The sequence below is a fragment of the Paenibacillus sp. NEAU-GSW1 genome (assembly GCF_009737085.1).
In the GTDB taxonomy this organism is placed as follows: Bacteria; Bacillota; Bacilli; order Paenibacillales; family Paenibacillaceae; genus Pristimantibacillus.
Genome location: NZ_WOVL01000006.1, coordinates 49,854 through 75,002, shown reverse-complemented (window position 1 = coordinate 75,002; position 25,149 = coordinate 49,854). Strand labels below are relative to the sequence as shown.

Here is a 25,149-nt window from a genome sequence, read left to right as displayed (position 1 = left end):
GGTATTACCGATATGGAACCATTTAAACAACTTACAGGCATCGTTGCCCCGGTCGACCGCGTAAACGTCGACACGGACGCTATCATTCCTAAACAATTTTTGAAACGCATCGAGCGCAGCGGCTTTGGCCAATTCTTGTTCTTCGAATGGCGTTTCCACGAAAACGGCGAAATTAACGCTGATTTCGAGCCAAACAAACCGCGTTACCAAGGCGCTTCCGTTCTTATTTCCCGCGCTAACTTCGGCTGCGGCTCGTCCCGTGAGCATGCGCCATGGGCGATTCTCGACTACGGATACCAAGTTGTTATCGCGCCTTCGTACGCTGATATTTTCTACAACAACTGCTTTAAAAACGGCATCCTGCCTATCAAACTAAGCGAGGAGCAAGTAGAAGATTTGTTCCAACGCACAGCTAAAAACGACGGCTACAAGTTGACTGTCGATTTGGAAAACAAACGCCTGACTGACGACTACGGTCTGGATCTTTCGTTCGACATCGACGAGCACCGCCGCCAGTTCCTGCTTCTCGGCTTGGATGACATCGGCCTGACGCTGCAGCATGAAGACAAAATTACGGCATACGAGCAAAAACATGCCGCAAAACTTGGCTAATAGCCATTGAATGAAACCGCCGATCAGAGTATGTGCTCTGGTCGGCGGTTTTTTGTCGCATTTGTGCAGGGAGGGGGTGTCTGACGCTACAATAAGGCGGCAATTCAGCTTAAGTGCGAAAGTTTTTCCGCCCGAGGAAGGAAAATCCGTTTTTTTTGTTCTAATTCGCAACTTTTTTTGACGGATTGCGTCTAAATTTTGTCTGGTTAAGTCGAATAAGCAATTTCGATGCGGGCAATTTCAGTCATCGAGGTGAAAAATGAAGAAGTTTGTACCTATTCTGTTGTTTCTGTCGGTTTTGTTTACTCTTTTTCCTGGCGTCGGACAAGCATCCGGCACAAATGTTGTCCCGAAGCTGTATTTAAACGATAAGCTGCTGCAGACTTCAGTCGCTCCGCAGATCATTCAAAACAAGTATACGATTGTTCCGATCCGAATTATTACGGAGAATATCGGATACGACGTTACTTGGCTGAAACAAACGCAAACCGTCATCATACATAATGATACTGACGAAATCTCTCTCAAGATCAATGACAACATAGCGCTCGTAAACAACGAGAAAGTTCCAATGGATACGCCGGCAATATTGCAAGACGATACGACATTAATTCCGCTGCGATTTGTTGCCGAGAATCTTGGGATTCGGGTAAAGTGGGTTAATGAAACCAAGTCTGCTTATTTGTACAAAGAGGACAAGCCTGTGGAAACGGAAAAGCCTTCAGTGCCGGCTGAGCCGACAGGCAAGCTGACATCAATCGCATATGACGGCATTAATAATGTGATTGTCAATTTTGAAGGAAAGATTGCTCCCAAGCAACCGTTCAAGCTGGACAATCCGAAACGGATCGTTATTGATATTCCCAATGTCGGATATTCCGATACGCTTGCCTCACAGTTTACAGGCGCCGAAGTGAAAATGCCGATTACAGGCCACTCCGCGCTGCAACAGGTACGATATTCGATTTACTCATCATCGCCTGCCGCTGCCCGGCTTGTGCTGGATTTGACTGCAGATGCGGATGTGGCGCTCGCGCAAGGCGGGAACGAGTTGATCATCCAATTGACAGCGCCTGCAAAGCCTGCGGAACCAACACCGTCGCCTTCACCGGAAACAACGCCATCTCCGTCCGCAACGCCGCCTCCAGACGAGGAGAAGATATATACCGTCGTTATTGATGCGGGACACGGCGGAACAGATCCAGGCGCAAAAAGCGTTTTGAGCGGGAAATGGGAAAAGGAATTCAATTTGGCCGTATCGCTGAAAGTGAAAGCGCTGCTCGATAAAGAGAAACGGATCAAACCGATGCTTAGCCGTCCGGATGACAATTTTGTAACGCTGGCCAATCGGGTTACATTCGCGAAAGACAATAAGGCGGACTTATTTGTATCGATTCATGCAAACAGCAATACAAACAAAGATGTTACAGGAACGGAAACGTATTATACGCGGGATGACAGCAAAGCGTTTGCAGACGTCATTCATAAGCATTTCGTAAAAGCGACAGGACTTAAAGACAGAAAAGTGAAGCAACAAAGCTTCCGGGTTATTCGGGAGACGACCATGCCGGCTGTATTGCTTGAAGCAGGGTTTCTGTCCAATGAATCGGATTCCAAAGTGCTGTTCAATGAATCCGCGCAAAACAAGATGGCCGCGGCCATCGTTGCGGGAATAAAAGAGTATTTGAAACTTTCGTAGAAAGCGAGTGAATGTCATCATGCGCAAACCGACCAACTTGGCTGTCATGCTGCTGCTCGTAACCATCGTTGCATCGGCGTGCGGAAACCAATCAACAACGAAGAACGGTTCGGATCAGGCCGCCTCGCCTTCTGCTTCTCCAATCGTTTCAACGGAAGCATCACCGTCCGTATCGCCAGAAGCGACGCCTGAACCTACGCCAGAACAATCCGAAGCACCGGCAAAAAGAAATTCAACAATTTCGGTCTATTATGCCGATAAAGAATTTAGCAGCTCTGTTCAGAAGCAAGTTGAAGTTGCTTATGGAAGCGATCAAGAGCTGGTTCAGCAAGCGGTTGGCGCATTGCAGATCGAACAAGACGGCGAAATTCAATCGCCTTGGAAACTCATCGAAATTCGCAAGACGGAGCTGAACGACGGCGCTGTAACGATCGATATTCATTTGCCGGATGAGGCGCGTCTTGGCGCTCCGGGTGAAGCGCTCGTACTCGAAACGCTGGAGAAAACCTTGTTCCAATTTGATTTTGTGAAATCGTATGATTTGTTAGTGGAGGGCGAGCCTGCCGAAAGCTTAATGGGACATTTGGAGCTTGAGCATCCCAAGCAGCGCCAAGCAGCGCAATAAGGAAATGTAATTAGCAGTTTTGCGAAGCAAAACTGCTAATTCTACGCTTACGAAGCAGTTTGATTTACAAAGTTAGGTTCATGCTTTACGAAGCAGTTTTGCTTCGCAAAACTTTTAGGAGGGTGTTCATCATGTCTATTCAGTCTACTCGTACTAAAATCGTTGCCGGCGCACTGGCGTTCTCGCTGCTTACAGGCGGCGCGGCAACTGTTCTGCCCGTTCAATCGGCTTATGCAGCGACGCTAAATACGCCTTTCACCGATGTCGCCGCCGGCCACTGGGCTGAGAAGCATATCGCAAAGCTTGCGCTGCAAGGCATTGTTAACGGCTATAATACCGTAAACGGAACGTCCGAGTTCCGTCCAGCAAATAGCGTAACGCAAGAAGAAGCGGTCGTTATGGCGATCCGTTTCGCCGGTTTGCAAAGTGAAGTGAAGGAATCGGAAACGGTTGAATTTCCGGAGTCGTTCCAAGTGAGCAAATACTTTAAGCCTTTTGTCAAGCTTGCGCTGAGCAAAGGGATTTTGGAAGAGTCTGAAGAGTATGCGATTGCGGCCGGCAATGAAGGCAAAGGCTGGGGCACGCTGCCGGCAACAAGGGAATGGATTACGAAGCTGCTCGTCCGTGCAATCGGAGAGGAAAGTACAGCAAAAGCGATGAATACGACGCAGTCTGCTTTTAAGGATGACGCTCAAATCGCATCTACCTATCGCGGATACGTAAATGCGGCTGTCTCTCTCGGTCTGGTTAAAGGCGTGACAGCTGATAAGTTCGATCCGAAGGCACCGGTGAACCGGATGAGCCTTGCTGCTTTGTTCAGCCGCGCGGAAGCGATTTTCCCGGTTGCTTACGAAGGACAACACAACGGTGTCATTACGAAGCTGAAAAGCGATTCCGTTACCATTTACTCAGAAGGCAAAGAGCTGACGTATACGATCGGCGCGAATACGCTGTTCTACCGGAGCGACAGCGATAAGGCGATTACGGCTGCGGATTTGAAGGCTTTTACGAACGTTACGCTGATTGAAAAATTGGGCGGCGCGCTTTATATCGAATCTACGAGCGACAAGGTTCAGCTGGAGACGATTACCGCGAAGCTGGACCGCGTAAACGAGTCAGGCAAATTTTTGTACGTGTGGATCAACGATGAGCCGGTGAAAATTTACTATGACAGCGAAGTGGCCATTTCCGATACGGCTGGCAAAACATTATCGCTGACCGATCTGAAGAGAGACAGCGAGCTGCAAATTACGATGGACACGTTCCGTGAACAGCGTCTTGCCGTGAAGCTGGTTGCGCCGTCAGAAAGCGGAACAAAAACGATTACCGGACTTTTCTATAACGTCAATAATAATTTGATTACTTATTTGGACAAGGATAACAAGCCAGTCTCTAAATTTATGACGAGCAAAGTAACGATTACGATCGACGGCTTGGCTGCCCCAAGCTTGGACGACTTGTTTGAGCAAGCCGACCAGCTGGAGCTTACGTTGAACGAGAAAGATCAAGTGACGGCCATTAAAGTCGTAAACCGTAAGGTTGAAACGTTGTCCAATATGGAAATTGACAGCTATTCCGAAGAAAAGAAAGTGTTATTCGTATTTGATGCTTCCGGTAAAAAAGCTTCCGTCATTTATTTGACCGACAAGACGAAAATCGATTACTACGGCGAAGAATTGACCTTGAAGGAAGCGAATGATTTCTTCTCTGAAGGCAGAAAAATCAACATTGTGAAATCGGGCGAAACGGTCATTTCGATCGAGTTTATTTTCAGCTACGAGGGTACAATCAAGAAGGTCGATATCGCGAAGAGCGAAATGACGATGCTTGAGAACGGGATAGAAGTTACGCTTCCGCTAGCAAGCGATGTCGTGGTGGATATTTTAGGCAAAAGCAATTCGGAGCTCACTGATTTGAAAGCAGGGGACAAGGTAACGGCTACTCTGGATCCTACGCAAACGATCATCAGCAAAATTCAAGTACAACAATCGCATCCTTATACAATTACCGCTGTCAATACGAATCTCGGAAAAGTGACGGTCAAGCATGCGAACGGAACGACGCTTGAAATTTACTTGTCGAGCATAGATATTGTGGACAGCGAAGGAACGAAGCTGACTGTTGATAAGCTTGCGGTTGGAACTGTCTTGAATATCAATTACATCGGCAAATCGATCGAATCGATCGTTGCGATTTAAACTATTTTGTGAAAAAACTGCTCAATTGGGCAGTTTTTTCGTTTTTTAACCGTTCTAATGGTTGCGCGCCGTGACAAATTTCGCTACACTTTGAACGATAGTGTATGGACGGGGGAGCGAAAGACGATGAATGCGAAACAGAAAATGCGCCATATACTGGATACATTAGCTGAAATGTTTCCCGACGCGCATTGCGAATTGCGTCATAGCAATCCGTTCGAGCTTACCATTGCAGTGCTGCTGTCCGCGCAATGCACGGATGAGACAGTCAACAAAGTAACGGTTACGCTATTCGAGAAATATAAACGGCCAGAGGATTATTTGGCAGTGCCGCTCGATGAGCTGGAGCAGGATATTCGAAGAATTGGACTCTTTCGAAGCAAAGCTTCCAATATTCAAAAGCTCTGTCGCATATTGATTGATAAATATGACGGCGAAGTTCCGCATTTGCATGAGCAGCTAACCGAGCTGCCCGGGGTAGGACGAAAGACGGCTAACGTCGTCGTCTCCAATGCATTTGGAGTGCCAGCGATTGCAGTTGATACGCATGTGGAGCGCGTTTCGAAGCGGCTGGGCGCAGCCAAGCCGGACGATACGGTACTTGAAGTGGAGAAGAAGCTGATGAAGCTCGTCCCGCAAGACGAGTGGACCATTACGCATCATCGGTTGATCTTTTTCGGGCGATATCACTGCAAAGCGCAAAATCCGCAATGTCCGATCTGTCCGCTTATTGATTTGTGCAAAGAAGGACAGAAACGTATGAAGCCAGGCGTCATGAAGAACACTAAAAATAAGGCAACAAAACCGAAAATAGCCAATGAAGGATGATGAAGATGAAGTGCATTTCCGTTTACACGAACAATTTTGAGCTGTTCTCCGATATTTATGAGCAAGTGCTGGAATCGCCGCCGCAAGAGAACGAAGATATTCTCGTTGAAGGCGTAACCGTAAGCGGCTCGGGCGACGTGCCGGATCAATACATCGAGCGCATGCGCCAAAAGCCTGAGGTTGTTGTAATGAAGGAAAAAGGCCGCAACATTATGATTTTGCAGCACGGCAACGTATTTGAAATTTGCTTGCCGTCAGAAGAGGAAGCTGTATAAGCCATGGTAGAAACGACGCTAACAAGCATGGCGGATGCTATCGCCTTTGCGGCTGATGAAATGAACGCCGCCGGAGATGCGCTTCATGCGAAGCAAGCGTTGGAGCTGAGCAGTAAGCTGACCGAAGGTCGGCTTACTGTTGCTTTTTGCGGACATTTTTCCGCAGGCAAGTCCACGCTTATTAACAAGCTTTGCGGCGCTAAGCTGTTGCCTTCAAGTCCGATACCGACAAGCGCGAACGTCGTATCGATCCGCGGGGGAGACAAAGCGCAAGCGACAGTTGTACGCATTCAAAACGGTCAAAGCTTTCAAGCGGAGATACCCCTGGATCAGCTTGACGATTATTGCAAAGACGGTGAAGGCATAGCCTCGGTTTCGATCGCTTATCCGACCGAACGATTAGGCAATCATACCGTTCTGCTCGATACGCCGGGCATTGATTCTACGGATGACGCGCATCGGATGGCGACGGAATCGGCGCTTCATTTGGCCGATGTCGTATTTTATGTAATGGATTATAATCATGTCCAATCCGAAATAAACTTTGCATTTGCCAAACAGTTGAAGGATTGGGGGAAGCCCTTATACTTTATCGTCAATCAAATCGATAAGCATCGCGATCGCGAGCTTTCATTCGAGCAATACCGTAAAAGTGTAGCCGAAGCGTTTCAGGCCTGGCATTTGGAGCCGGCAGGAATCGTTTATTTGTCGTTAAGGCAGCCGGATCACCCTTATCAACAATATGAGGAGCTGCTTGAACTGCTTGCGAAGCTGGCGCAAATCAGACAGCCACTCGCAGCCTATAGCGTCGACGCCTCCCTGCGGCACTTGCTCGGCGAGCACAAGAAGCTGCTTGCGCTTCGCGCGGAGCCGGAGCGCGAGAAGCTCATCGCGGAAGCAGGCGGCGAGGAGGAGGCTGCTCGCGTCGGGGATGAAACGGCAAGACTTCAAGCTGAAGTCGAACGGCTGCGGCAGGAGCCGGAGCGCGTGCGGATTGAAATGAGGCGCGAGCTGCAAGCGTTAATCGATAACGCAATCGTCACGCCGGCGCCTGTTCGGGATAAAGCGCATTCGTTTCTGGAAAGCCGCAAACCGGGCTTTAAAGCAGGATTGCTGTTTGCGGGCGCTAAGACGGCGGCTGAGCAAGAACGCAGGCTGGAGTCGTTCCGCACTGACTTTGCCGGTCAGGTCAATGCAGCTATCGATTGGCATGTGAAAGATTATTTGCGCAAAGCAGGCGACAAGGTCGGCTTTGGGGCAGATCGTCTGGAGGAGCAATTCAAGGCGCTGTTCGATTGGCAGGCAGAGGCTCAATGGTTTATTGATAAAGTAAATACAGCCGCTGTATTCGGCAATGAGTACACGCTTGTCTATTCTCGTGAGCTGGAGAGTCAAGTGAAAGGATTGTACCGCAAAAGCGCGTTCGAAATCGTTGAGGCGTTGACGGAATATGCAGCAGCAGCAAGCTCTGCTGGCGCCGAAGCGGCGCAGCAGCAGCTGGCGGCGCTCGGCGCGCAAGCCGGCGCGCTGTCGCAGCTGGCGGCGCTTGACGAGCGCGCCGCTGCGCATGAGGCGCGGCTCGCGGCTGCGCTGCCGCCGCAGGCGCCGCGGCCGGCGCTGCCGGCGCCAAGCGCCGCAGCTGCCAGCGCAGCAGCGCGCAGCGGCGCGACGGCGCCAAGCAGCGACGCCGCGCCTAGCGCCGCAGCGGCCGCGCCGCGCGCCAAAGCCGGCGCCGCTGGCGCTGCGCTCGCCGGCCGCGCCGCGCTCGCGCAGCAGCGCACAGCGGCCGCGCGGCTCGAGCGCGCGGCGGAGCTGCTCGCGCCGCACGCGCTGCTCGCCGCAGCGGCGCACGCGATGCGCGACAAGGCAAACCGGCTGCAGAACAGCCGGTTCACTATCGCGCTGTTCGGCGCGTTTAGCGCCGGCAAATCCTCGCTTGCGAACGCGCTGATCGGCGATTCGGCTTTGCCGGTATCGCCGAATCCGACGACCGCAGCGATCAACCGCCTCGTGCCGCCTGGCGACGGGCACGAGCACGGCACCGCGACTGTCGTCATGAAGTCGCGCGACGCCATTATCGAAGACTTGCGCTATTCGCTAGCGCTGCTCGGCGAGGACGCGTCGGCATCGGCTTTGCCGGAAGCTGCGGCGATCATGCGCGCCATCGACAAGCTGTCGCCGGATGCGATTCATGCCGGCGGCCGGCCGCATTTCAGCTTTTTAAAGGCGGCCCGCACAGGATGGGAGCAGCATGAAAAGCTGCTCGGCCAGCAAATTACGGTCCCGCAAGAAGAATACGAGAGCTACGTCGCCGAGGAATCGCGTTCTTGCTTCGTGAGCGAAATCGAGCTTTATTACGATTGCCCATTGACGCGTCAGGGCATCGTGCTCGTCGATACGCCGGGAGCCGATTCCGTCAACGCCCGGCATACAGGCGTTGCCTTCAATTACATTAAAAATGCGGACGCCGTTTTGTTCGTCACTTATTATAACCATGCCTTCTCGCAAGCCGACCGCCAGTTTCTGATGCAGCTTGGCCGCGTGAAGGACCAGTTCGAGCTGGATAAAATGTTTTTCCTAGTCAACGCCGCCGATTTGGCTGCGGACGAGGAGGAGCTGCAAGGCGTATTAAAGCATGTGGAGCAAAATCTGCTTCAGCACGGCATTCGCAATCCGCGTCTTTATCCGGTATCCAGTCTGGAAGCGCTGGACGCCAAGCTTGCAGACAATGAAGAAAGGCTGCAGCGTTCCGGCGTAGCCGCATTCGAGCAATCATTCCTTCATTTTGTCCAGAACGATCTCGGCAAGCTTGCCGTTGACGCAGCCGAGCAGGAAATCGCCCGTTCTGCGGCGACGGTCAGCGGTTGGTTGACCAGCGCGGCGGGCGATGCCGCTTCGCGCAAGCGGGAAAGCGAGCAATTAACGGAGCGCCGTAAGCAGGCGGAGGAGCAGCTGCAGCAATTTATGAGCTCGGCTGCGCCAGCCGGACTGACGCAAGAGCTGAATGAGCTGCTGTACTACGTCGTGCAGCGGATTCAATTGCGATTTGGCGAGTTTTACAATTATGCCTTCAATCCGTCGTCGCTTCAGGATGACGGACGCGATTTGAAGCGGATGATATGGACTTCGTGGCTGGAGCTGCAGCGGCTTGTCGGTACGGAGCTGTCGCAGGAGCTTCAGGCGACGACGCTGCGCATGGAGCGTAACTTGAACAAATTGCTGCAGAAGCAATACGGGACGTTCGGGGAGCATGCAGAGTCGTTAATTGCCGGTTACAAGTATGCGAAGTTTGAACCTGCGCCGTTGCCGACATTGGAAGCTGTTGCGGAATGGCAGGCTTCAAGCGAGATCGACGCCAAATGGCTGTGGAGCCGCTTTAAGTCGCCGCGCCATTTCTTTGAAGGCGAAGGGAAATCGGCAATGCGCAAAGATATGGAACAGTTCATCACGCCGGCGCTGCAATCTTGGATGAACGTCCATAATGAAAGCTGGTCGGCGACCTATGCGAAGCTGTGGTCGGAAGCGGCCGGAGCAGCGGGGGCTAACCTGATGGAAGACATGTCGAGCTATGCGGAAGGCATGCAAAACTCGTTGGGCGACAACGCCAATGTCGAACAGCTGAAACAATTGCATCAGCAATTAATTGATATCCAATTGTCAACAATTGAATAAATATTGATCGCATGAATCGCTGAATACACCAAGCGGGCCTCATTGGCCGCTTGGTGTATTTTTTTGTCGGTTGTGTGATTGTGTGCAAAAATGGAGCAATACACGCACTATAGGGATGATTTGAGACTATTTAAGAGCATACCCCCCTCATATGTAACAATTCGCCATTATCGGCGCAAACAGTCTATTATTCGAAAATTTATCCGGTTTGCTCCTCCATGTTGATGCTGTTAATATTTCACTCATACAAAACGATTTTTAATAACAGAACGGGGAGATGGGTTTACTTGGACGTCTTTAGGCAATTAAAACGATTTTATTGGGTAGAACGAAAGTTTCTGCTGGCTTCCATCGTTAGCCTAATGTGTGCGACGGCGCTCGGACTTGTTTATCCGAATATGCTGCGTATTCTAATCGATGATGTCATTATGAATGAACAGTTTGGCAAAGTCCCCGCGCTTGCGTTGACAGTAGTAGGAGTCGTGGCGCTTAAAGGCTTTATGCAATTTCTTCACGGACTTTTCGGCGGCAGGCTAGGCAACCGGGTAGCTTCGCGTCTTCGTAACGCTTGTTACGACAAATTACAAACGCTTTCTTTCCAATATTATGATAAAGCGAAAACCGGTGATTTGATGTCGCGGTTAACGGCCGATCTTGAAGCGATCCGCAACTTTATCGGTTTCGGCTTTGCGCAGCTGCTGAACGTATTTCTGATGATCATTTTCGGCGGCGTTATGATGCTTTCAATCCATTGGCAATTAACGTTGATTACGCTTGTTACGATTCCGTTTCTTGCATTCAGCGCTGTCCGATTCGAGAAAAGAATTCATCCGGCTTTCCGTGAAATGCGCCAAGCGATGAGCAATCTGACGACTGCCGTGCAGGAAAATATTACGGGCGTACGAACTGTAAAATCATTCGCTCGCGAGCCGCACGAGGTTAACAAGTTCTCGGCGCGCAATGAAGCCTATCAAACGAACCAAGTCGGCGCGGCTTCGATTTGGGCAAAGTTTTTCCCGTATATGGAGCTCTTCGCAAACTTGAGCGTCGTTATTCTGCTCGTTGCCGGCGGAACATTCGTTATGCGGGATGAGTTGAAGCTAGGCGAGCTGGTTGCTTTCTTCAGCTTGATTTGGTACATTATCGGACCGATGTGGGGCATAGGCTTCCACATTAACAACTACACGCAATCGAAGGCGTCGGGCGAACGCGTATTGGGGCTGCTGAACGAGCATGTGCATGTGAAAAACATCGAGCATGCGATCGTAATGAACGGCGAGACGGTTAAAGGGCATGTCCGTTTTGATCGTGTAACGTTCAATTATCCGGACAAATCGCCGGCATTGACCGATATTTCGATAGATGCTCCGGCCGGTTCGGTCATCGGCTTGCTAGGCGCCACAGGTTCCGGCAAGTCGACGATTATCCAGTTGCTCATGCGTGCGTACAATGTAAAGAACGGAACGATTACAATCGACGGCATCGACATACGCAATATGGATATCGAAAGCCTGCGTGATCAAATTGCTCCGGTATTCCAGGAAACGTTCTTATTCTCGGCTTCGATCCGCGCCAACATCGCCTACGGCGTGAAGGAAGTATCGGAAGAGCAGATCATCAAAGCGGCTAAAATGGCCAAAGCTCATGATTTTATTACGGAATTGCCTCTCGGCTACGATACGATCGTCGGCGAACGGGGGATGGGCTTATCAGGCGGACAGAAGCAGCGCATCGCAATTGCACGCGCGCTCATTAAAAATCCGCGCATTCTCATTCTTGACGATGCGACCAGCGCTGTCGACATGGAAACGGAACATGAGATTCAAGCCGGCTTCAATGAGCTGATGGCGGGCCGAACGACCTTTATTATCGCGCACAGGATTTCGTCGCTGCGTCATGCCGATGAAATCATCGTGCTGGATAAAGGGCATATCGTTCAGCGCGGCACGCATGAGCAGCTGCTTCGGATGGCTGGACCGTACCGCGAAACGTACAATATTCAATATGCGGATCATCCGGCGCTTGATCAGTCGATGCCCGAATCGGAGCGGAAAAGGAGCGGCGTCTAATGAGTGCCAATAAAAGCAACATTAACGATAAAAACGCGCGTTTCATTTATAAAGATGACGACGCCATTGAAAAACCGTTCAACTGGGCGCAAGTTCGCCGATTGATGGTTTATATGAGTCCTTATAAGAGGCAATTGATTCCTGTCATTATAATGATGATTCTCGGCACGCTGACGAGGCTGGCGATACCTGCGCTAGTCATTCTAGCCATTGATGAAGCGATTGCTCCCAAACATGGAGATCCAAGCTTTGCAAAGCTTTATTGGATAGCCGGCAGCATGCTTGCGCTGTTCGTCGTTCAATGGGCATCCAATACTTATCGCATCAAGTATACGAACATTATTGGACAGAAAGTTATTTACGATCTTAGGCAGCATCTGTTCCAGCATATTCAGAAGCTGTCGTTCCGGTTCTATGATAAGCGGCCGGCGGGTTCCGTTCTTGTTCGAGTAACAAATGATGTAAACTCGCTCCAGGATTTGTTTACGAACGGAGTCATCAACCTGTTGATGGACTGCGTTCAGCTGCTCGGCATCGTTGTCATTCTGCTTGCTTGGAACTTTAAGCTGGGCCTTGCGATTATGATAACCGTGCCGCTTATGTTCGTCGTTTCAACGACGCTGCGCAAACGAATTCGTTACGCTTGGCAGACGGTGAGGATGAAGCAATCCCGGATCAATTCGCATTTGAATGAAAGCATTCAAGGAATGAAAATTACGCAGGCTTATGTGCAAGAAAAAGACAATATGAGCTTTTTCGAGCATATGAACGAGGACAACTTGAAATCGTGGAACCGGGCATCCGCGCTTAACCAAATGTTCGGTCCGGTCATTGAAGTCACTTCTGCCGTCGGCACCTTGATTTTGTTCTGGTACGGCGCGCATCTTATCCAGTCGAACGAAATTTCAGTCGGCGTTCTGGTCGGATTTGCCAATTATATCGGAAACTTCTGGGATCCGATAAATCGTCTTGGTCAAATGTACAACCAATTGCTTATTGCAATGGCTTCGTCGGAGCGGATTTTCGAATTTATCGACGAAGAGCCAACGGTTGGCGAATCGGCTGCGGCGAAGCCGTTGCTGAGCATTCGCGGCGACGTCAAGTTCGACAACATTATTTTCGAATATGAGCAAGGACGGCCTGCGCTTAAAGGCGTCAGCATCGACGTGAAAGCAGGGCAATCGATAGCGCTGGTCGGTCATACCGGCTCGGGCAAAAGTACGATTATTAACTTGCTTTGCCGATTCTATGATCCGGTTGAAGGCCGAGTGCTGATAGACGGAACAGATATTCGAAACGTAACAATCGACAGCCTGCGTTCACAAGTCGGAATCGTGCTCCAGGATACGTTTATTTTTGCAGGAACGATTCGCGATAATATTAGGTACGGGCGGCTTGATGCAACAGATCAAGAAATTATAGAAGCGGCGAAAGCGGTTCACGCCCATGAATTTATTATGTCGCTGCCTGACGGCTACGACACCGAAGTAGAGGAACGCGGCAGCGTGCTTTCGATGGGGCAACGCCAATTGCTGTCGTTTGCCCGTGCGCTGCTTTCCGATCCGCGCGTCCTCATTCTGGACGAAGCGACAGCGAGCATCGATACGGAGACGGAACTTCATATTCAGGAAGCGTTAAAAACGCTGCTGGCAGGGCGCACTTCCTTTATGATCGCGCACCGGCTGTCGACCATTCGCAATGCGGATGAGATTATCGTGCTTGACCATGGGCGGATCGTTGAGCAAGGCAACCATGAACAGCTGATCGCCAAAGGCGGCGTCTATAACGGCTTAATTGAGGCGCAATATCGATTCTTGTCGGCTTAAGTATTGATTTTTAATGAAAGAACCTCCAAAATGAAAGAAAAAGCGTAAAGCGATGATGCCTATTAGAGGTTGTTCAAAAAGTCCAATATCCTCATTCCCTAGCTTCATCCAACTGAAACTGGACTTTTTGAATACGAACTATTGCAGCGCTCCTTTACAATCTTTCGGGAGGTTCTTTGATTTTATGTACGGATCACCATTATCGCAGCAAGCTCGAAAAATTCTTTTGCTCGGTTCAGGAGAGTTGGGGAAAGAAGTTATTTTGGAAGCGCAGCGCCTTGGCGTGGAAACAATCGCAGTAGACCGTTATGCGAATGCGCCTGCCATGCAAGTTGCTCACCGTCATTATGTAACGGATATGCTTGACGGCTCTGCTATTCGTCGGATTATTGAAGACGAGCGCCCGGACTTTATCGTTCCTGAGATTGAAGCGATTGCGACAGAAACGCTGCTTGAGCTTGAGAAGGAAGGCTTTCACGTTATTCCGACTGCGCGCGCAGCTTGGCTGACGATGGATCGCGAAGGCATTCGCCGTTTGGCAGCGGAGACGCTTGACCTGCCGACTGCGCCTTACCGTTTCGCCGACTCGCTGGACGAGCTGAAAGCGGCTGTTAAAGAGCTTGGCCTGCCTTGCGTCATTAAACCGATTATGAGCTCTTCGGGCAAAGGCCAAAGCGTTTGCCGTACGGAGGAAGATATTGAGGGCTGCTGGAATTACGCAATGGAAGGCGGCCGCGCTAAGAAACAACGGATTATCGTGGAAGGCTTTATAACGTTTGAATCGGAAATTACGCTGTTGACGGTTCGTTCCGTTTCCGGCACGAGCTTTTGCGCGCCGATTGGACATGTGCAGAAAGACGGAGACTACATCGAATCCTGGCAGCCGCATGCGATGACGATTGAACAAATCACGGAAGCAGAAAGCATTGCGCAGCGCATTACGGATGAGCTTGGCGGTTACGGCATCTACGGTGTAGAATTGTTTATTACGAAGGATGGCGTATTGTTCAGCGAAGTATCCCCGCGTCCGCATGACACCGGCATGGTGACGATGGCGACGCAGGACTTGTCCGAATTTGCTTTGCATGTCCGGGCGATTTTGGGCTTCCCGATTCCGACCATCCGATTGCTTACGGCTGGCGCTTCGCATACGCTTAAAGCCGATCGTGAAGCGGCGAATTTCCGGATTGCCGGCGTGGAAGAAGCATTGTCGCTGCCCAATACGCAAGTTCGTGTGTTCGGCAAGCCGGAGACGAAGGTTGGACGCCGGATGGCGGTTGCCCTTGCTTCCGCAGGCGATGTAGAACAAGCCCGCGATATTGCGCGCCAAGCAGCGGAATCGCTGCGTATTGAATACTAATAGTGATAAGAAAGGACGGGTTGCAGCATACTGCCCCGTCCTTTCTTACGCTTCCCACTATTTCGTCTTGCGCCAGTAGACGCTGTAATTGTCTATTGGCAAGATGGGGTCGGTTATTCCATGCATTGCGCGGTAATCGTGAACGGCAGCCGAGCAATAGCCGATCGAATAGTCATCTATAATGAGGAATCCGCCGATAGATAATTTAGGGTACAAATGAGTCAAGCTATCCATCGTTGAGGAATACATGTCGCCGTCCAAGCGGGCGATCGCGAGTTGTGTAATCGGCGCGGTTGGCAGCGTATCCTTGAACCAGCCTTTCAAGAACGTGACTTGCCGGTCAAGCAAGCCGTATTTATTGAAGTTTTGCTGGACTTCCGGCAAGGTGACGCGTAAAAAATCTTGCGTATGGAAAGTGGATGTCGCGTCAATTGGATACTTCGGATCGGGAGCGGGCAGCCCTTCAAAGGAGTCGGCTACGAAAACGCGGCGATTGCGGATCGCGTGCGCTTTTAAGAAGCCGCGCATAAAAATGCATGCCCCGCCGCGCCAAACGCCGGTTTCAATAAAGTCGCCGGGAATTTGCTCGTTAATGACGATATTCATTGCTTGATGCAGCTGGTTCATCCGCAGTCTGCCGATCATGCTATGTGCGATATTGGGCCAATCCAGTCCTTCGAGCCGGTTTTGAAACGTTGCGTTTCCGCCTTCATGCTCAAGCCAAATCTCGAACAATATCGTTTTTTTGAGCAGCTCTAAATATAGTTCTGTTCCAATTGTCATCGTTGTATGACTCCTCACTATGCATTTAGAGCTAATATATTGCAAGATTAGCAGTATGGTGTGTGCTCCAGCAATAGAGAATAGACCCATTCTTGATTGAGGATTGAACAAATGACAAATGAAAAAGCTTAACTTTTCGTTTTTCGGAGAAACTGATGCTTACAGCGCGCTGCTGACATCATTCATTCTCTTACCGGCATCTAAAAGTCGAAATTATCATTTCTCTCAGCCCTTGCGGGGCTTGCGATTCGAGCGATTGCAGCAAGTTTCGGCGCAGGGAATGTCTTTACTAATCGGGATGATTTGCTTTAAAATACTTGAAGGTATGGATACGTGACAATAAGGAGGGCCAGGCCCTATGGCAGAACAACTTGATTTTTTCCCGAATTCACCGGCCGCTGACCGAAATTATGAGGCTGATGATATACAGGTTCTGGAAGGATTAACGGCTGTGCGCAAACGGCCGGGCATGTATATCGGCAGTACAAGCAGCTCCGGCTTGCATCATTTGGTTTGGGAAATCGTCGACAATGCAGTGGATGAACATTTGGCCAAATTTTGCTCAGCGATTGATGTTACCTTACATAAGAACGGTTCGGTTACGATACAGGACAACGGCAGGGGCATTCCGACCGGGATGCACAAAACGGGCATTCCGACGCCTCAAGTCGTATATACGATATTGCACGCAGGCGGCAAATTTGGCGGCGGCGGCTATAAAAAGTCGGGCGGACTGCACGGTGTAGGCGCTTCCGTAACGAATGCGCTGTCGGAATGGCTTGAAGTTGAAATTTATCGCGACGGCAAGATCCATAAGATGCGTTTCGAATATTGGGTTGACGATAGCGGTAAAGAGCATGTCGGCGAGCCTGTTACCGGCCTTGAAGTGATCGGGACGACGAACCGTACAGGCACGAAGGTTACGTTTAAGCCTGACGGACGCGTGTTTCAAAGCGGCACATCGCTGAACTACGACACGCTTGCGGAACGGCTGCAGGAAATCGCTTTTTTGAACTCGGGTCTTAAGGTCACGATTAAAGACGACCGGAACGGCAAAGGCGATGTATTCCATTATGAGGGCGGCGCCCGCCAATTCGTGGAATACTTGAACGATGACAAAACCGTGCTTCATGATGTCATTCATTTTACCGGTGAACGCGATGATATCGAGGTTGAGGTAGCGCTTCAATATAATGACGGCTACACGGAAACGATCGCTTCGTTCGTTAACTCGATTCCGACGCGGGGCGGCGGTACGCATGAGACGGGCTTCAAAACCGCATATACGCGCGTCATGAACGATTATGCCCGCAAAACGGCGCTTCTCAAGGAAAAAGACAAAAACCTCGAAGGCAATGACCTTCGCGAAGGCATGATGGCCGTTATCAACATTAAGATGGGCGAGGTTGAATTCGTCGGCCAGACGAAGGATCAGCTCGGCAGCGCATCCGCACGGAGCGCAGTTGATGCCGTTGTAACGGACAAAATGCAGGTGTTTCTGGAAGAAAACCCGCAAGTTGCGCAGTCGCTGCTGAAAAAAGCGGTACAAGCCTCCAGGGCTCGTGAAGCGGCCCGTAAAGCGCGCGAGGAGATCCGCAGCGGCAAGAAGAAGAGCGAAAGCTCGAACTTGAACGGCAAGCTGACGCCGGCGCAATCGAAAGATTTTGCTCGCAATGAGCTGTTTATTGTCGAAGGGGATTCGGCGGGCGGCTCGGCAAAGCAAGGCCGCGACTCGAAGCATCAGGCGATTTTGCCGCTGAAAGGCAAACCGATGAATCCGGAGAAAGCGAAGCTGCTGGACATTCTTAAGAACGATGAGTATAAAGCGATTATTTCTTCGATCGGCGCTGGCGTTGGTCCGGAATTTGACGTTGAGGAAAGCAATTACAACAAAATTATTATTATGACGGATGCCGATACGGACGGCGCGCACATTCAAGTGCTGCTGCTTACGTTCTTCTACCGTTACATGAAGCCGCTTATCGACACTGGCCGCGTCTATATCGCGCAGCCGCCGCTTTATAAAATTTCGCGCAAATCCGGCAAGCTGGACACGATTCGCTATGCATGGACGGACGAGCAGCTGCAAAACTATTTGAAGGAATTCGGCAAAAGCTTCGAGCTGCAGCGGTATAAAGGTCTCGGAGAGATGAATCCGGAGCAGCTGTGGGAGACGACGATGAATCCGGAGACGCGGACGCTGCTTCAAGTGCAAATTGAAGACGCGGCGAAAGCGGAACGCCGAGTTTCCGCATTGATGGGCGACAAGGTCGATCCGCGCAAACGATGGATTTTGGAAAATGTCGACTTCACGGAGTATGAGGAATAGGGGGCAAGGCAATGGGCATGCTCGAACAATTTTTACCGGCGTATTTGGAAGAGGTCGTTGGCGACCGCTTCGGACGCTATTCGAAATATATTATTCAAGACAGGGCGATTCCTGACGTTCGCGACGGCTTGAAGCCGGTACAGCGCCGTATTTTGTACGCGATGTACGACTCCAGCAATACGCCGGATAAACCGTACCGCAAATCGGCGAAGACGGTCGGCGATGTAATGGGCAATTATCATCCGCACGGCGACTCTTCGATTTATGAAGGCATGGTGCGGATGGCGCAGCCGTGGAAGATGGGCCATGTGCTGATCGACGGCCACGGCAACTGGGGCTCCATGGACGATGATCCGGCAGCGGCGATGCGTTATACGGAAGCACGGCTGTCGCCGATCGCGATGGAGCTGCTCCGCGATATCGACAAGCGGACTGTATTGTTCAAGGATAACTTTGACAATACGACGAAAGAGCCGGTTGTTTTGCCATCGCGTTATCCAAACCTGCTGGTCAATGGCGTATCGGGTATTTCAGCCGGCTTTGCAACGGAAATTCCGCCGCATAATTTGCGTGAAGTCATCGACGGCTGTATCGCTATGATGGCTCGTCCCGACATGCCGCTTGAAGAGCTGATGACGATTATTAAAGCGCCGGATTTCCCGACAGGCGGCGTTATTATGGGCGAGGAAGGCATCCGCGAAGCCTATGCGACGGGCAAAGGCCGCATTTATCTTCGCTCCAAGGTGCAAATCGAGGATATGCGCGGCGGACGCCAGCAAATTACGATTACGGAAATTCCGTATCAAGTCGTCAAATCGCGGCTTGTAACGGCGATGGAAAATATCCGTCTGGAGAAAAAGGTTGAAGGTATCGCAGAGGTGCGCGACGAGAGCGGACGCAACGGCTTGCGCATCGTCGTCGAACTGAAGAAAGAAGCTGACGCGAACGGCATTCTTGCTTATTTGCTCAAAAAAACCGACCTTCAAGTCACCTACAACTTCAATATGGTTGCGATTGTAAACAAAGCGCCGCTTCAACTAGGCATTAAACAGATTTTAAGCGCTTATATTGACCACCAGAAGGAAGTTGTCACTTATCGGACGCAATATGAGCTGGAGAAAGCGGAAGACCGTGCGCATGTCGTTGAGGGGCTCGTTAAAGCGCTGAACATTCTCGACGAGGTAATCGCGACGATCAAAGCGTCGAAAAACCGCGCTGATGCTCAAAACAATCTCGTGGAAAAGTTCGGCTTCAGCGAACGGCAAGCCGATGCGATTCTAACGCTCCAATTGTACCGTCTGACGAATCTTGAGATTACATCGCTGGAAAAAGAATTGAAGGAAATGATGAAGCGCATCGCTTACTTGCGTTCGATTCTGGACAGCGAGAAAAAGCTTCTCTCCGTTATTAAGGAGGAGCTTATCGAAATCCGCGACAAATACGGCATCGATCGCCGTTCGGAAATACGCGGAGAAGTGGAAGAGCTTAAAGTCAATCTCGAAGTGATGGTTACGCCGGAGGATGTTTTGGTGACGCTGTCTCGCGAAGGCTATATGAAGCGTACGAGCATGCTGTCGTTTACTCGATCGGGCGGCGAGCTGGAAACGGCCGGCGTCAAGGACGGCGACATAATCAACAGCTTGTACGAAGTAAATACGATTGACAATTTGTTGTTATTTACGCGAAAAGGCCAATATTATTTGCTCCCTGTGCATCAAATTCCGGAGTTTAAATGGAAGGATACCGGAACTGCAATCGTAAATATTGTACCGATACCGAAGGATGACTCCGTTATTAACATTATTCCGATTAAAGATTTTAACGCTCCAGGCGTTTCGCTCGTCTTCGTTACGAAGCGCGGACAAGTGAAGCGGACAGAGCTGAAAGAATATATGACGACGCGTTCGACTGCTATTGCGGCATGCAAAGTTGCCGACGGCGATGAGATTATAAGCGTCTTAACGAGCGATAACGCGAAGCAATTAATGCTCGTCAGCAAGCTTGGTATGAGCATCCGGTTTGCGGAGAACGATGTCAATCCGATGGGTCGCGTCGCTGCGGGCGTGCGCGGCATGCAGCTGAAAGACGATGATGAGCTGGTGGCAGCGGATCTTGTTTCCGACGACGAGGGCGAGTTGCTCGTCATTTCGGACATCGGCTATGCGAAGCGCTCGCTGCTGCTTGACTATCCGGTGCAAGGCAGAGGCGGAAAAGGCGTTCAGACGTTTGAGTTTAAAGAAGGCAAGCGCGTCAGACCAAACGGCGATGCCCTTGCCGCTGCAATCTATTGCAAAGATGCGGTCGACATCGTTGCGCTTACAGCTTCCGGGGCGCACCTGGCTGCTTCGTCCGAGAAAGCGCCAATTGAAGACAGGAAGTCGATCGGCAAACAGCTTATTCCGGTTGAGAAGAACGATGTCATTACGACTGTATTTGTTCGTCCGTCGCTGTCCGTCAATCATAAGGCCGATTAGGCGGATCAAATCGTTCGATTAGTTTAATGATAGCGTCCAGCATGACCCACAATGGCACCAGCTCATCCGGGCGGTCCAGCCATTGCGGGTCTTTTATTATGCCATATGCTTTAATTTTCCGAATGATTTCTGCTTTGTGCTCTTCCATGAGATCACTTCCTATCATCAGGATTTGATCGGAGCTCAATTATAATCTCACTTGATTTCCGATCCATCCGCCATTTATTTAATCCTTTTGACAAATAGGTAAATCGCCCATGGTCATTGTATGTCTAGTTTTGTCAAAACGTTCAAGACGTTCTCGATTAATGACACAAATTATTAATTGGGTTAATCTTTAATTCGACAATGTCTAATGGTATAATTAGGAACATGGAGAAAATCGGACAGGAAGCGGGTGTCGGTATGGTTTCTGATGAATTCACTCGATTATGGACGAAGTTGACGCGTGAGTGGAAAATGAGCTTGGAGGAAGGTTTGGCGCCTTTGACTGAGGGGCAGCTTAATGTGCTCGAGTTGCTGCTGCAATTCGAACCGATGAAGCCTTCGGATTTGCTTCAGCATCTTTCAACGACCCCGGCAGCGATTACGACGCTGCTGGACCGGATGGAGCGCAACGAATTGATTGTGCGCACAAGAGACGAGAATGACCGGCGAATCGTATGGGTGTCTGTTTCCGATAAAGGCAAAGCGGAAGCGGAGCGGGGGAAGGAAGTACGAAACAAGCTAATCGTCGAGTCGCTCGACCGAATCTCTGCTCATAACCAGCAGCTGCTCGTCTATTTGCTTGGCAAGGTCGCAAACGCTTAAATTGTAAAAAAGCACAGCCAGGGCTTGTATAATTGCCCTTTAGCTGTGCTTTTATTATTTAAGCATCGATTGCAGCCGTTCGCGAAGCTCCTCAAGCGTCCGGGCCATATTCGAGTAATCGGCTTTGGAGAGCAGTTCGTCCGTCGTCGCTGCCGCAAGCGTCTGTTCGATCGGAAGTATACGGTAACGGTAATTGCTATCAGGCTGATAGCGATGAACCCATGTCGGTATCGTCTCGATATCGCCCAGCTCGATACTGCCGTCGGCTTTGTTTTTACGGATAAGTACTTTATAAATAATGCCGTAATCTTTCGTGTCGTCACGCTGGTTGGAAATAAAATTGCCCATGGAATAAATAATAAGACCTTTTCTTTCGCTTCCGTCATCATCGACGGTCTCCAGCACTTCGTAGGGTTGGATGACATGCGGATGGGAACCGGCGATGATATCGGCGCCCGCAGCGACCAGTCTTCGAGCCAGCTGTTTCTGCTCTTTATTCGGCTGCGTTTGATACTCGGTTCCGAAATGGAGAGCAACCGTAACGAAATCGGCTCCATCGTCTTTCGTTTTTTGTATATCTTTAACGATTTTATCCTCGTCGATCATGGCGACCATAAACGGTTTGCCTTTGGGAAGCGCAATGCCGTTCGTGCCGTATGTATAAGACAGCAATCCCATTTTGATGCCATTATGCGCGACGATGACCGATTGTTCGGCTTCTTTTTGCGTGGCGGCTGTGCCTTTAACGGCGAACTTGAATTTTTTTAAATTGTTCAGCGTTCGAAGGAGCCCTTTCTCGCCTTTATCGAGCGCATGATTGTTAGCTGTTGTCAGCATGTTAAATCCTGCGTCCTCAAGCGCCGTCAGCAGCGCAACGGGAGCGTTGAAGCTCGGATAGCCGGTATAGCCGTAAGCCGCCCCGGCAACAGGCGTTTCCAAATTGGCGATTACCCAATCGCCTTCCGCAAGAATTGGCTTTACTTCCGTAAAATAAGAAGTAAAGTCATACGTCTTCGTCGATTTGTCATAAGCGCCTGGCACTTGCGGGCGGTGCATCATAATATCGCCGACAGCCATCCATGCCGCTTCGACATAGGGCGGATCTGGAATAGGCGTTTCCGTGGCAGTTGCGGTTTCTGTAGGTGCGACAGACGGAATATCGGGAGAAAGGGACAGGAGAGAAGGTTCAGGCAACTCGCTTGCGGCCGTAAGCGGCTTCTTTGCTTCTGTAGAAACGTCATCGCGCCATGTTGAGCATATAAGAAACAATACTCCTGCTGCCAAGAACAGCAAGAGTATGAAATTAATGATCAAATGCTTTCTTTTTTTGCGTTTAAGGCGCATCGGGGGACGAACCTTCCTTTACAAACAGATTTGCCGCTGATTCCAACTGCAACTGTGTCCACCAGCTCCATACCGGCGAGCCGTCAGGAAGGGAACGGAAGACGATTCTGTCTTTGGTAACCGGATGCGGCACCGAAACGGACGTAGACCATAAAGCAGGGTCGCTCACTTTAGCTGTTGCCGGCGCGCCGTATTTGCGGTCTGCGACGAGCGGACAGCCGATTTTGGCCATTTGCGCCCGAATTTGATGCGGTCTTCCAGTATGAAGTTCTACAGCGACAAGCGAGAATCCGCCGTGATTTGCAACGACCTCGTAGTCCAGAATCGCTTCTTTCGCATCCTGTGCCGGAGTATCGTAGACTGTAACCTGATTGCGTTTGGCATCCTTTCGGATGAAATGGCGCAGTCTGCCGGACTTTGAAGCCGGAGCGCCGTGAACGACGCATATATAGCTTTTGCCGAAGGAGCGGTTTCGCACTGACTCCGAAAGCCGGGAAGCGCCTTTGGACGTTTTGGCGAATACCATGGCTCCGCCCACTTGGCGGTCGAGCCGGTGAACCAAGCCGAGAAATACGTTGCCCGGCTTGTTATGCCGTTCCTTCAGATCCTCTTTGATTAGCGTGAGCATGTCGGGATCGCCGGTTTCATCCTCTTGCGAGGGTATGCCGGGAGGCTTTACGACGGCAATCATATGATTGTCCTCGTAAAGCACTTTGATTGCAGGCATACCCTCACGTAAGGAAGCCATTAGTTCGACTCCCAGCGGCCAAGGATGCCGCAAGGCAAATGAAGGCCTGATGCAGTAATCGGAAGACCGATTTCACCGCAATTGATTTGGCCGCCGTATTTTTTGTGCATCGTCATATGAAGCAGATTGTGCAGAACCGATTGCGATAAACCTGTTGTATAGGAGTTAATGAGAAGGAACAACGGATTATCGGACAAAATCGTCGTGCAAAATTCGAGGAACGGATACAAATTGTCTTCCAGCTTCCACGTTTCGCCGTTCGTTCCGCGACCATAGGACGGAGGGTCCATAATAATCGCATCGTACTGTCTGCCGCGACGCTGCTCGCGCTGCACGAATTTGAACACATCGTCTGTAATATAGCGGATCGGCGCATTTTCGAGGCCGGACAGCTGGGCGTTTTCTTTGGCCCATTGCACCATGCCTTTTGCTGCGTCGACGTGGACAACCTCAGCGCCTGCGGAAGCGGCTGCGACAGTAGCGCCTCCGGAATAAGCAAACAAATTAAGGACGCGAATCGGGCGATTAGCGCTCTTGATTTTATCCATCATCCAGCTCCAATTGACCGCTTGCTCAGGGAACAAGCCGGTATGCTTGAAATTGGTCGGTTTGATGTGGAATTTCAAATCGCCATACGCAATCGTCCAACGTTCAGGCAAGCTCGTCTTGAACTGCCATTGTCCGCCGCCTGAGGAGCTGCGGTGGTAGTGTCCGTCCGCATTTTTCCATAATCCGGTTTCATTTGCAATCGGCCAAATGATTTGCGGGTCCGGGCGGCGAAGCGTATACGCTCCCCAACGCTCTAGCTTGTCTCCCGCGCCAGTGTCGATTACCTCATAGTCTGTCCATTTATCTGCAACATACATCGTATAGCAATCCTTCCTTATAGCGAAATTTGTAATATAATAAAGTCATCCAATAATTATAGCGAAGCAAGCTGGTTGAAGCAATTGGAAGGAGTGATTTTGTTCGAGAAAAAGGCGGGAGGGTCTGAACGAGGGGTTGAAGGCTTGAAGATCGCATTAAAAAACGGCTGAATAACCGTATCAAAAGGCGATTACGGTTATTCAGCCTCGCGGATCAGGTCCATCATTTTACCGATGGATTGCTTGCGCTTGTCGTGATCCATTTGTTCCAGCAGCCTAACGATTTCAAGCGTGTCCGAGGAAGCCTTCCGGAAGTCGGAGCCTGATGCGTCGCCTTCAATAATATAGTCGATCGTTACGTGAAAGAAGGCGGCAAGCTTGATCAGGGTGTCGTAGACAGGCTGCCGGTTGTTGATCTCGTAGTGGCTGTACGCAGAACGAGTGATGCCGATAATTCGGGCCACAGTTTCCTGTGATAAGTTGCGTTGGACGCGAAGTTCCCTTAATCGTTCTCCCATCGTCATTTGGAATAGCTCCTTACATCATTAATGACAACCACTATTAGTAATGTATGATACGTTTTGTATCATTGTCAAGCATTATTGGAAAAGGAAGCGAGGAAAGCAGCTAT

Annotated in this window: 19 protein-coding genes; 13 read left to right on the top strand and 6 right to left on the bottom strand. The window is 50.5% G+C overall.

Annotated features, from left to right (window positions below):
• Nucleotides 1-12 precede the first annotated feature (12 nt).
• The 10 genes from leuD to purT all read left to right on the top strand — a co-directional run bounded on the left by leuD (nt 13) and on the right by purT (nt 15,164).
• Nucleotides 13-612, top strand: a complete 600-nt coding sequence (leuD, locus tag GOM71_RS05690; RefSeq protein WP_156278796.1) for a 3-isopropylmalate dehydratase small subunit — start codon at nt 13-15, stop codon at nt 610-612.
• A 259-nt stretch (nt 613-871) separates the two neighbouring features.
• Nucleotides 872-2,311, top strand: a complete 1,440-nt coding sequence (locus GOM71_RS05685; protein WP_156278795.1) for an N-acetylmuramoyl-L-alanine amidase — start codon at nt 872-874, stop codon at nt 2,309-2,311.
• Nucleotides 2,312-2,330: 19 nt separating this feature from the next.
• Complete coding sequence (locus GOM71_RS05680) at nt 2,331-2,936, top strand: GerMN domain-containing protein (protein ID WP_156278794.1); 606 nt, start codon at nt 2,331-2,333, stop codon at nt 2,934-2,936.
• 131 nt (nt 2,937-3,067) lie between these two features.
• Nucleotides 3,068-5,134 (top strand): S-layer homology domain-containing protein, encoded by a 2,067-nt coding sequence (locus tag GOM71_RS05675; protein ID WP_173275263.1) that lies wholly within the window; start codon nt 3,068-3,070, stop codon nt 5,132-5,134.
• A 126-nt stretch (nt 5,135-5,260) separates the two neighbouring features.
• The gene (gene nth / locus GOM71_RS05670; RefSeq protein WP_156278792.1) at nt 5,261-5,962 is read left to right on the top strand and encodes an endonuclease III; all 702 of its coding nucleotides are present in this window, start codon (nt 5,261-5,263) and stop codon (nt 5,960-5,962) included.
• Nucleotides 5,963-5,967: 5 nt separating this feature from the next.
• Entirely contained in the window at nt 5,968-6,237 is a 270-nt protein-coding gene (locus GOM71_RS05665; RefSeq protein WP_156278791.1) for an NAD/NADP transhydrogenase alpha subunit, read from the top strand.
• 3 nt (nt 6,238-6,240) lie between these two features.
• Nucleotides 6,241-9,909, top strand: a complete 3,669-nt coding sequence (locus tag GOM71_RS05660) for a dynamin family protein (RefSeq protein WP_156278790.1) — start codon at nt 6,241-6,243, stop codon at nt 9,907-9,909.
• A 287-nt stretch (nt 9,910-10,196) separates the two neighbouring features.
• The gene (locus tag GOM71_RS05655) at nt 10,197-11,978 is read left to right on the top strand and encodes an ABC transporter ATP-binding protein (RefSeq protein WP_156278789.1); all 1,782 of its coding nucleotides are present in this window, start codon (nt 10,197-10,199) and stop codon (nt 11,976-11,978) included.
• The gene (locus GOM71_RS05650) at nt 11,978-13,804 is read left to right on the top strand and encodes an ABC transporter ATP-binding protein (RefSeq protein WP_156278788.1); all 1,827 of its coding nucleotides are present in this window, start codon (nt 11,978-11,980) and stop codon (nt 13,802-13,804) included. Before GOM71_RS05655 ends, GOM71_RS05650 begins: the two co-directional genes overlap by 1 nt.
• Nucleotides 13,805-13,988: 184 nt before the next feature.
• Complete coding sequence (gene purT, locus GOM71_RS05645; RefSeq protein WP_156278787.1) at nt 13,989-15,164, top strand: formate-dependent phosphoribosylglycinamide formyltransferase; 1,176 nt, start codon at nt 13,989-13,991, stop codon at nt 15,162-15,164.
• A 57-nt stretch (nt 15,165-15,221) separates the two neighbouring features.
• Here purT and GOM71_RS05640 read toward each other — a convergent pair whose 3' ends face one another.
• Entirely contained in the window at nt 15,222-15,947 is a 726-nt protein-coding gene (locus GOM71_RS05640) for a TylF/MycF family methyltransferase (RefSeq protein ID WP_156278786.1), read from the bottom strand.
• A gap of 358 nt (nt 15,948-16,305) precedes the next feature.
• Here GOM71_RS05640 and parE point away from each other — a divergent pair, with 358 nt between their 5' ends.
• Nucleotides 16,306-18,276, top strand: coding sequence for a DNA topoisomerase IV subunit B (gene parE, locus GOM71_RS05635; protein ID WP_156278785.1), 1,971 nt, complete (start codon nt 16,306-16,308; stop codon nt 18,274-18,276).
• Nucleotides 18,277-18,287: 11 nt separating this feature from the next.
• A complete protein-coding gene (parC, locus tag GOM71_RS05630) occupies nt 18,288-20,750 on the top strand; it encodes a DNA topoisomerase IV subunit A (RefSeq protein WP_156278784.1) in 2,463 nt (820 codons plus the stop codon).
• Here the strand turns inward: parC and GOM71_RS23755 are convergent.
• The gene (locus tag GOM71_RS23755) at nt 20,731-20,898 is read right to left on the bottom strand and encodes a hypothetical protein (RefSeq protein WP_173275260.1); all 168 of its coding nucleotides are present in this window, start codon (nt 20,896-20,898) and stop codon (nt 20,731-20,733) included. The genes parC and GOM71_RS23755 overlap by 20 nt on opposite strands.
• A 257-nt stretch (nt 20,899-21,155) precedes the next feature.
• Here GOM71_RS23755 and GOM71_RS05625 point away from each other — a divergent pair, with 257 nt between their 5' ends.
• On the top strand, nt 21,156-21,560 hold the full coding sequence (locus tag GOM71_RS05625; RefSeq protein ID WP_156278949.1) for a MarR family winged helix-turn-helix transcriptional regulator: 405 nt from the start codon (nt 21,156-21,158) through the stop codon (nt 21,558-21,560).
• A 54-nt stretch (nt 21,561-21,614) separates the two neighbouring features.
• Here GOM71_RS05625 and GOM71_RS05620 read toward each other — a convergent pair whose 3' ends face one another.
• From GOM71_RS05620 to GOM71_RS05605, 4 genes are all read right to left on the bottom strand, one after another.
• Nucleotides 21,615-22,844 carry a CapA family protein gene (locus GOM71_RS05620; protein WP_253944722.1) on the bottom strand — a complete coding sequence of 410 codons (1,230 nt, stop codon included), beginning with the start codon at nt 22,842-22,844 and terminating at the stop codon, nt 21,615-21,617.
• Between the two features lie 49 nt (nt 22,845-22,893).
• Entirely contained in the window at nt 22,894-23,652 is a 759-nt protein-coding gene (locus GOM71_RS05615) for an RluA family pseudouridine synthase (RefSeq protein WP_253944721.1), read from the bottom strand.
• A complete protein-coding gene (locus GOM71_RS05610; RefSeq protein WP_156278782.1) occupies nt 23,652-24,518 on the bottom strand; it encodes a class I SAM-dependent methyltransferase in 867 nt (288 codons plus the stop codon). The genes GOM71_RS05615 and GOM71_RS05610 overlap by 1 nt, the downstream gene beginning before the upstream one ends.
• A gap of 197 nt (nt 24,519-24,715) precedes the next feature.
• Nucleotides 24,716-25,042 (bottom strand): helix-turn-helix domain-containing protein, encoded by a 327-nt coding sequence (locus tag GOM71_RS05605; protein WP_156278781.1) that lies wholly within the window; start codon nt 25,040-25,042, stop codon nt 24,716-24,718.
• Nucleotides 25,043-25,149 lie beyond the last annotated feature (107 nt).

Bases quoted from the DNA above. Each gene is read 5' to 3' on its own strand.
- GOM71_RS05680 (WP_156278794.1), top strand. From the start codon at position 2,331: ATGCGCAAACCGACCAACTTGGCTGTCATGCTGCTGCTCGTAACCATC.
- GOM71_RS05675 (WP_173275263.1), top strand. From the start codon at position 3,068: ATGTCTATTCAGTCTACTCGTACTAAAATCGTTGCCGGCGCACTGGCG.
- GOM71_RS05640 (WP_156278786.1), bottom strand. From the start codon at position 15,947: ATGACAATTGGAACAGAACTATATTTAGAGCTGCTCAAAAAAACGATA.
- nth (WP_156278792.1), top strand. From the start codon at position 5,261: ATGAATGCGAAACAGAAAATGCGCCATATACTGGATACATTAGCTGAA.
- GOM71_RS05610 (WP_156278782.1), bottom strand. From the start codon at position 24,518: ATGTATGTTGCAGATAAATGGACAGACTATGAGGTAATCGACACTGGC.
- GOM71_RS05660 (WP_156278790.1), top strand. From the start codon at position 6,241: ATGGTAGAAACGACGCTAACAAGCATGGCGGATGCTATCGCCTTTGCG.
- GOM71_RS05685 (WP_156278795.1), top strand. From the start codon at position 872: ATGAAGAAGTTTGTACCTATTCTGTTGTTTCTGTCGGTTTTGTTTACT.
- GOM71_RS05665 (WP_156278791.1), top strand. From the start codon at position 5,968: ATGAAGTGCATTTCCGTTTACACGAACAATTTTGAGCTGTTCTCCGAT.
- GOM71_RS05605 (WP_156278781.1), bottom strand. From the start codon at position 25,042: ATGACGATGGGAGAACGATTAAGGGAACTTCGCGTCCAACGCAACTTA.
- purT (WP_156278787.1), top strand. From the start codon at position 13,989: ATGTACGGATCACCATTATCGCAGCAAGCTCGAAAAATTCTTTTGCTC.
- parE (WP_156278785.1), top strand. From the start codon at position 16,306: ATGGCAGAACAACTTGATTTTTTCCCGAATTCACCGGCCGCTGACCGA.
- GOM71_RS05625 (WP_156278949.1), top strand. From the start codon at position 21,156: ATGGTTTCTGATGAATTCACTCGATTATGGACGAAGTTGACGCGTGAG.
- leuD (WP_156278796.1), top strand. From the start codon at position 13: ATGGAACCATTTAAACAACTTACAGGCATCGTTGCCCCGGTCGACCGC.
- GOM71_RS05650 (WP_156278788.1), top strand. From the start codon at position 11,978: ATGAGTGCCAATAAAAGCAACATTAACGATAAAAACGCGCGTTTCATT.
- parC (WP_156278784.1), top strand. From the start codon at position 18,288: ATGGGCATGCTCGAACAATTTTTACCGGCGTATTTGGAAGAGGTCGTT.
- GOM71_RS05615 (WP_253944721.1), bottom strand. From the start codon at position 23,652: ATGGCTTCCTTACGTGAGGGTATGCCTGCAATCAAAGTGCTTTACGAG.
- GOM71_RS23755 (WP_173275260.1), bottom strand. From the start codon at position 20,898: ATGGAAGAGCACAAAGCAGAAATCATTCGGAAAATTAAAGCATATGGC.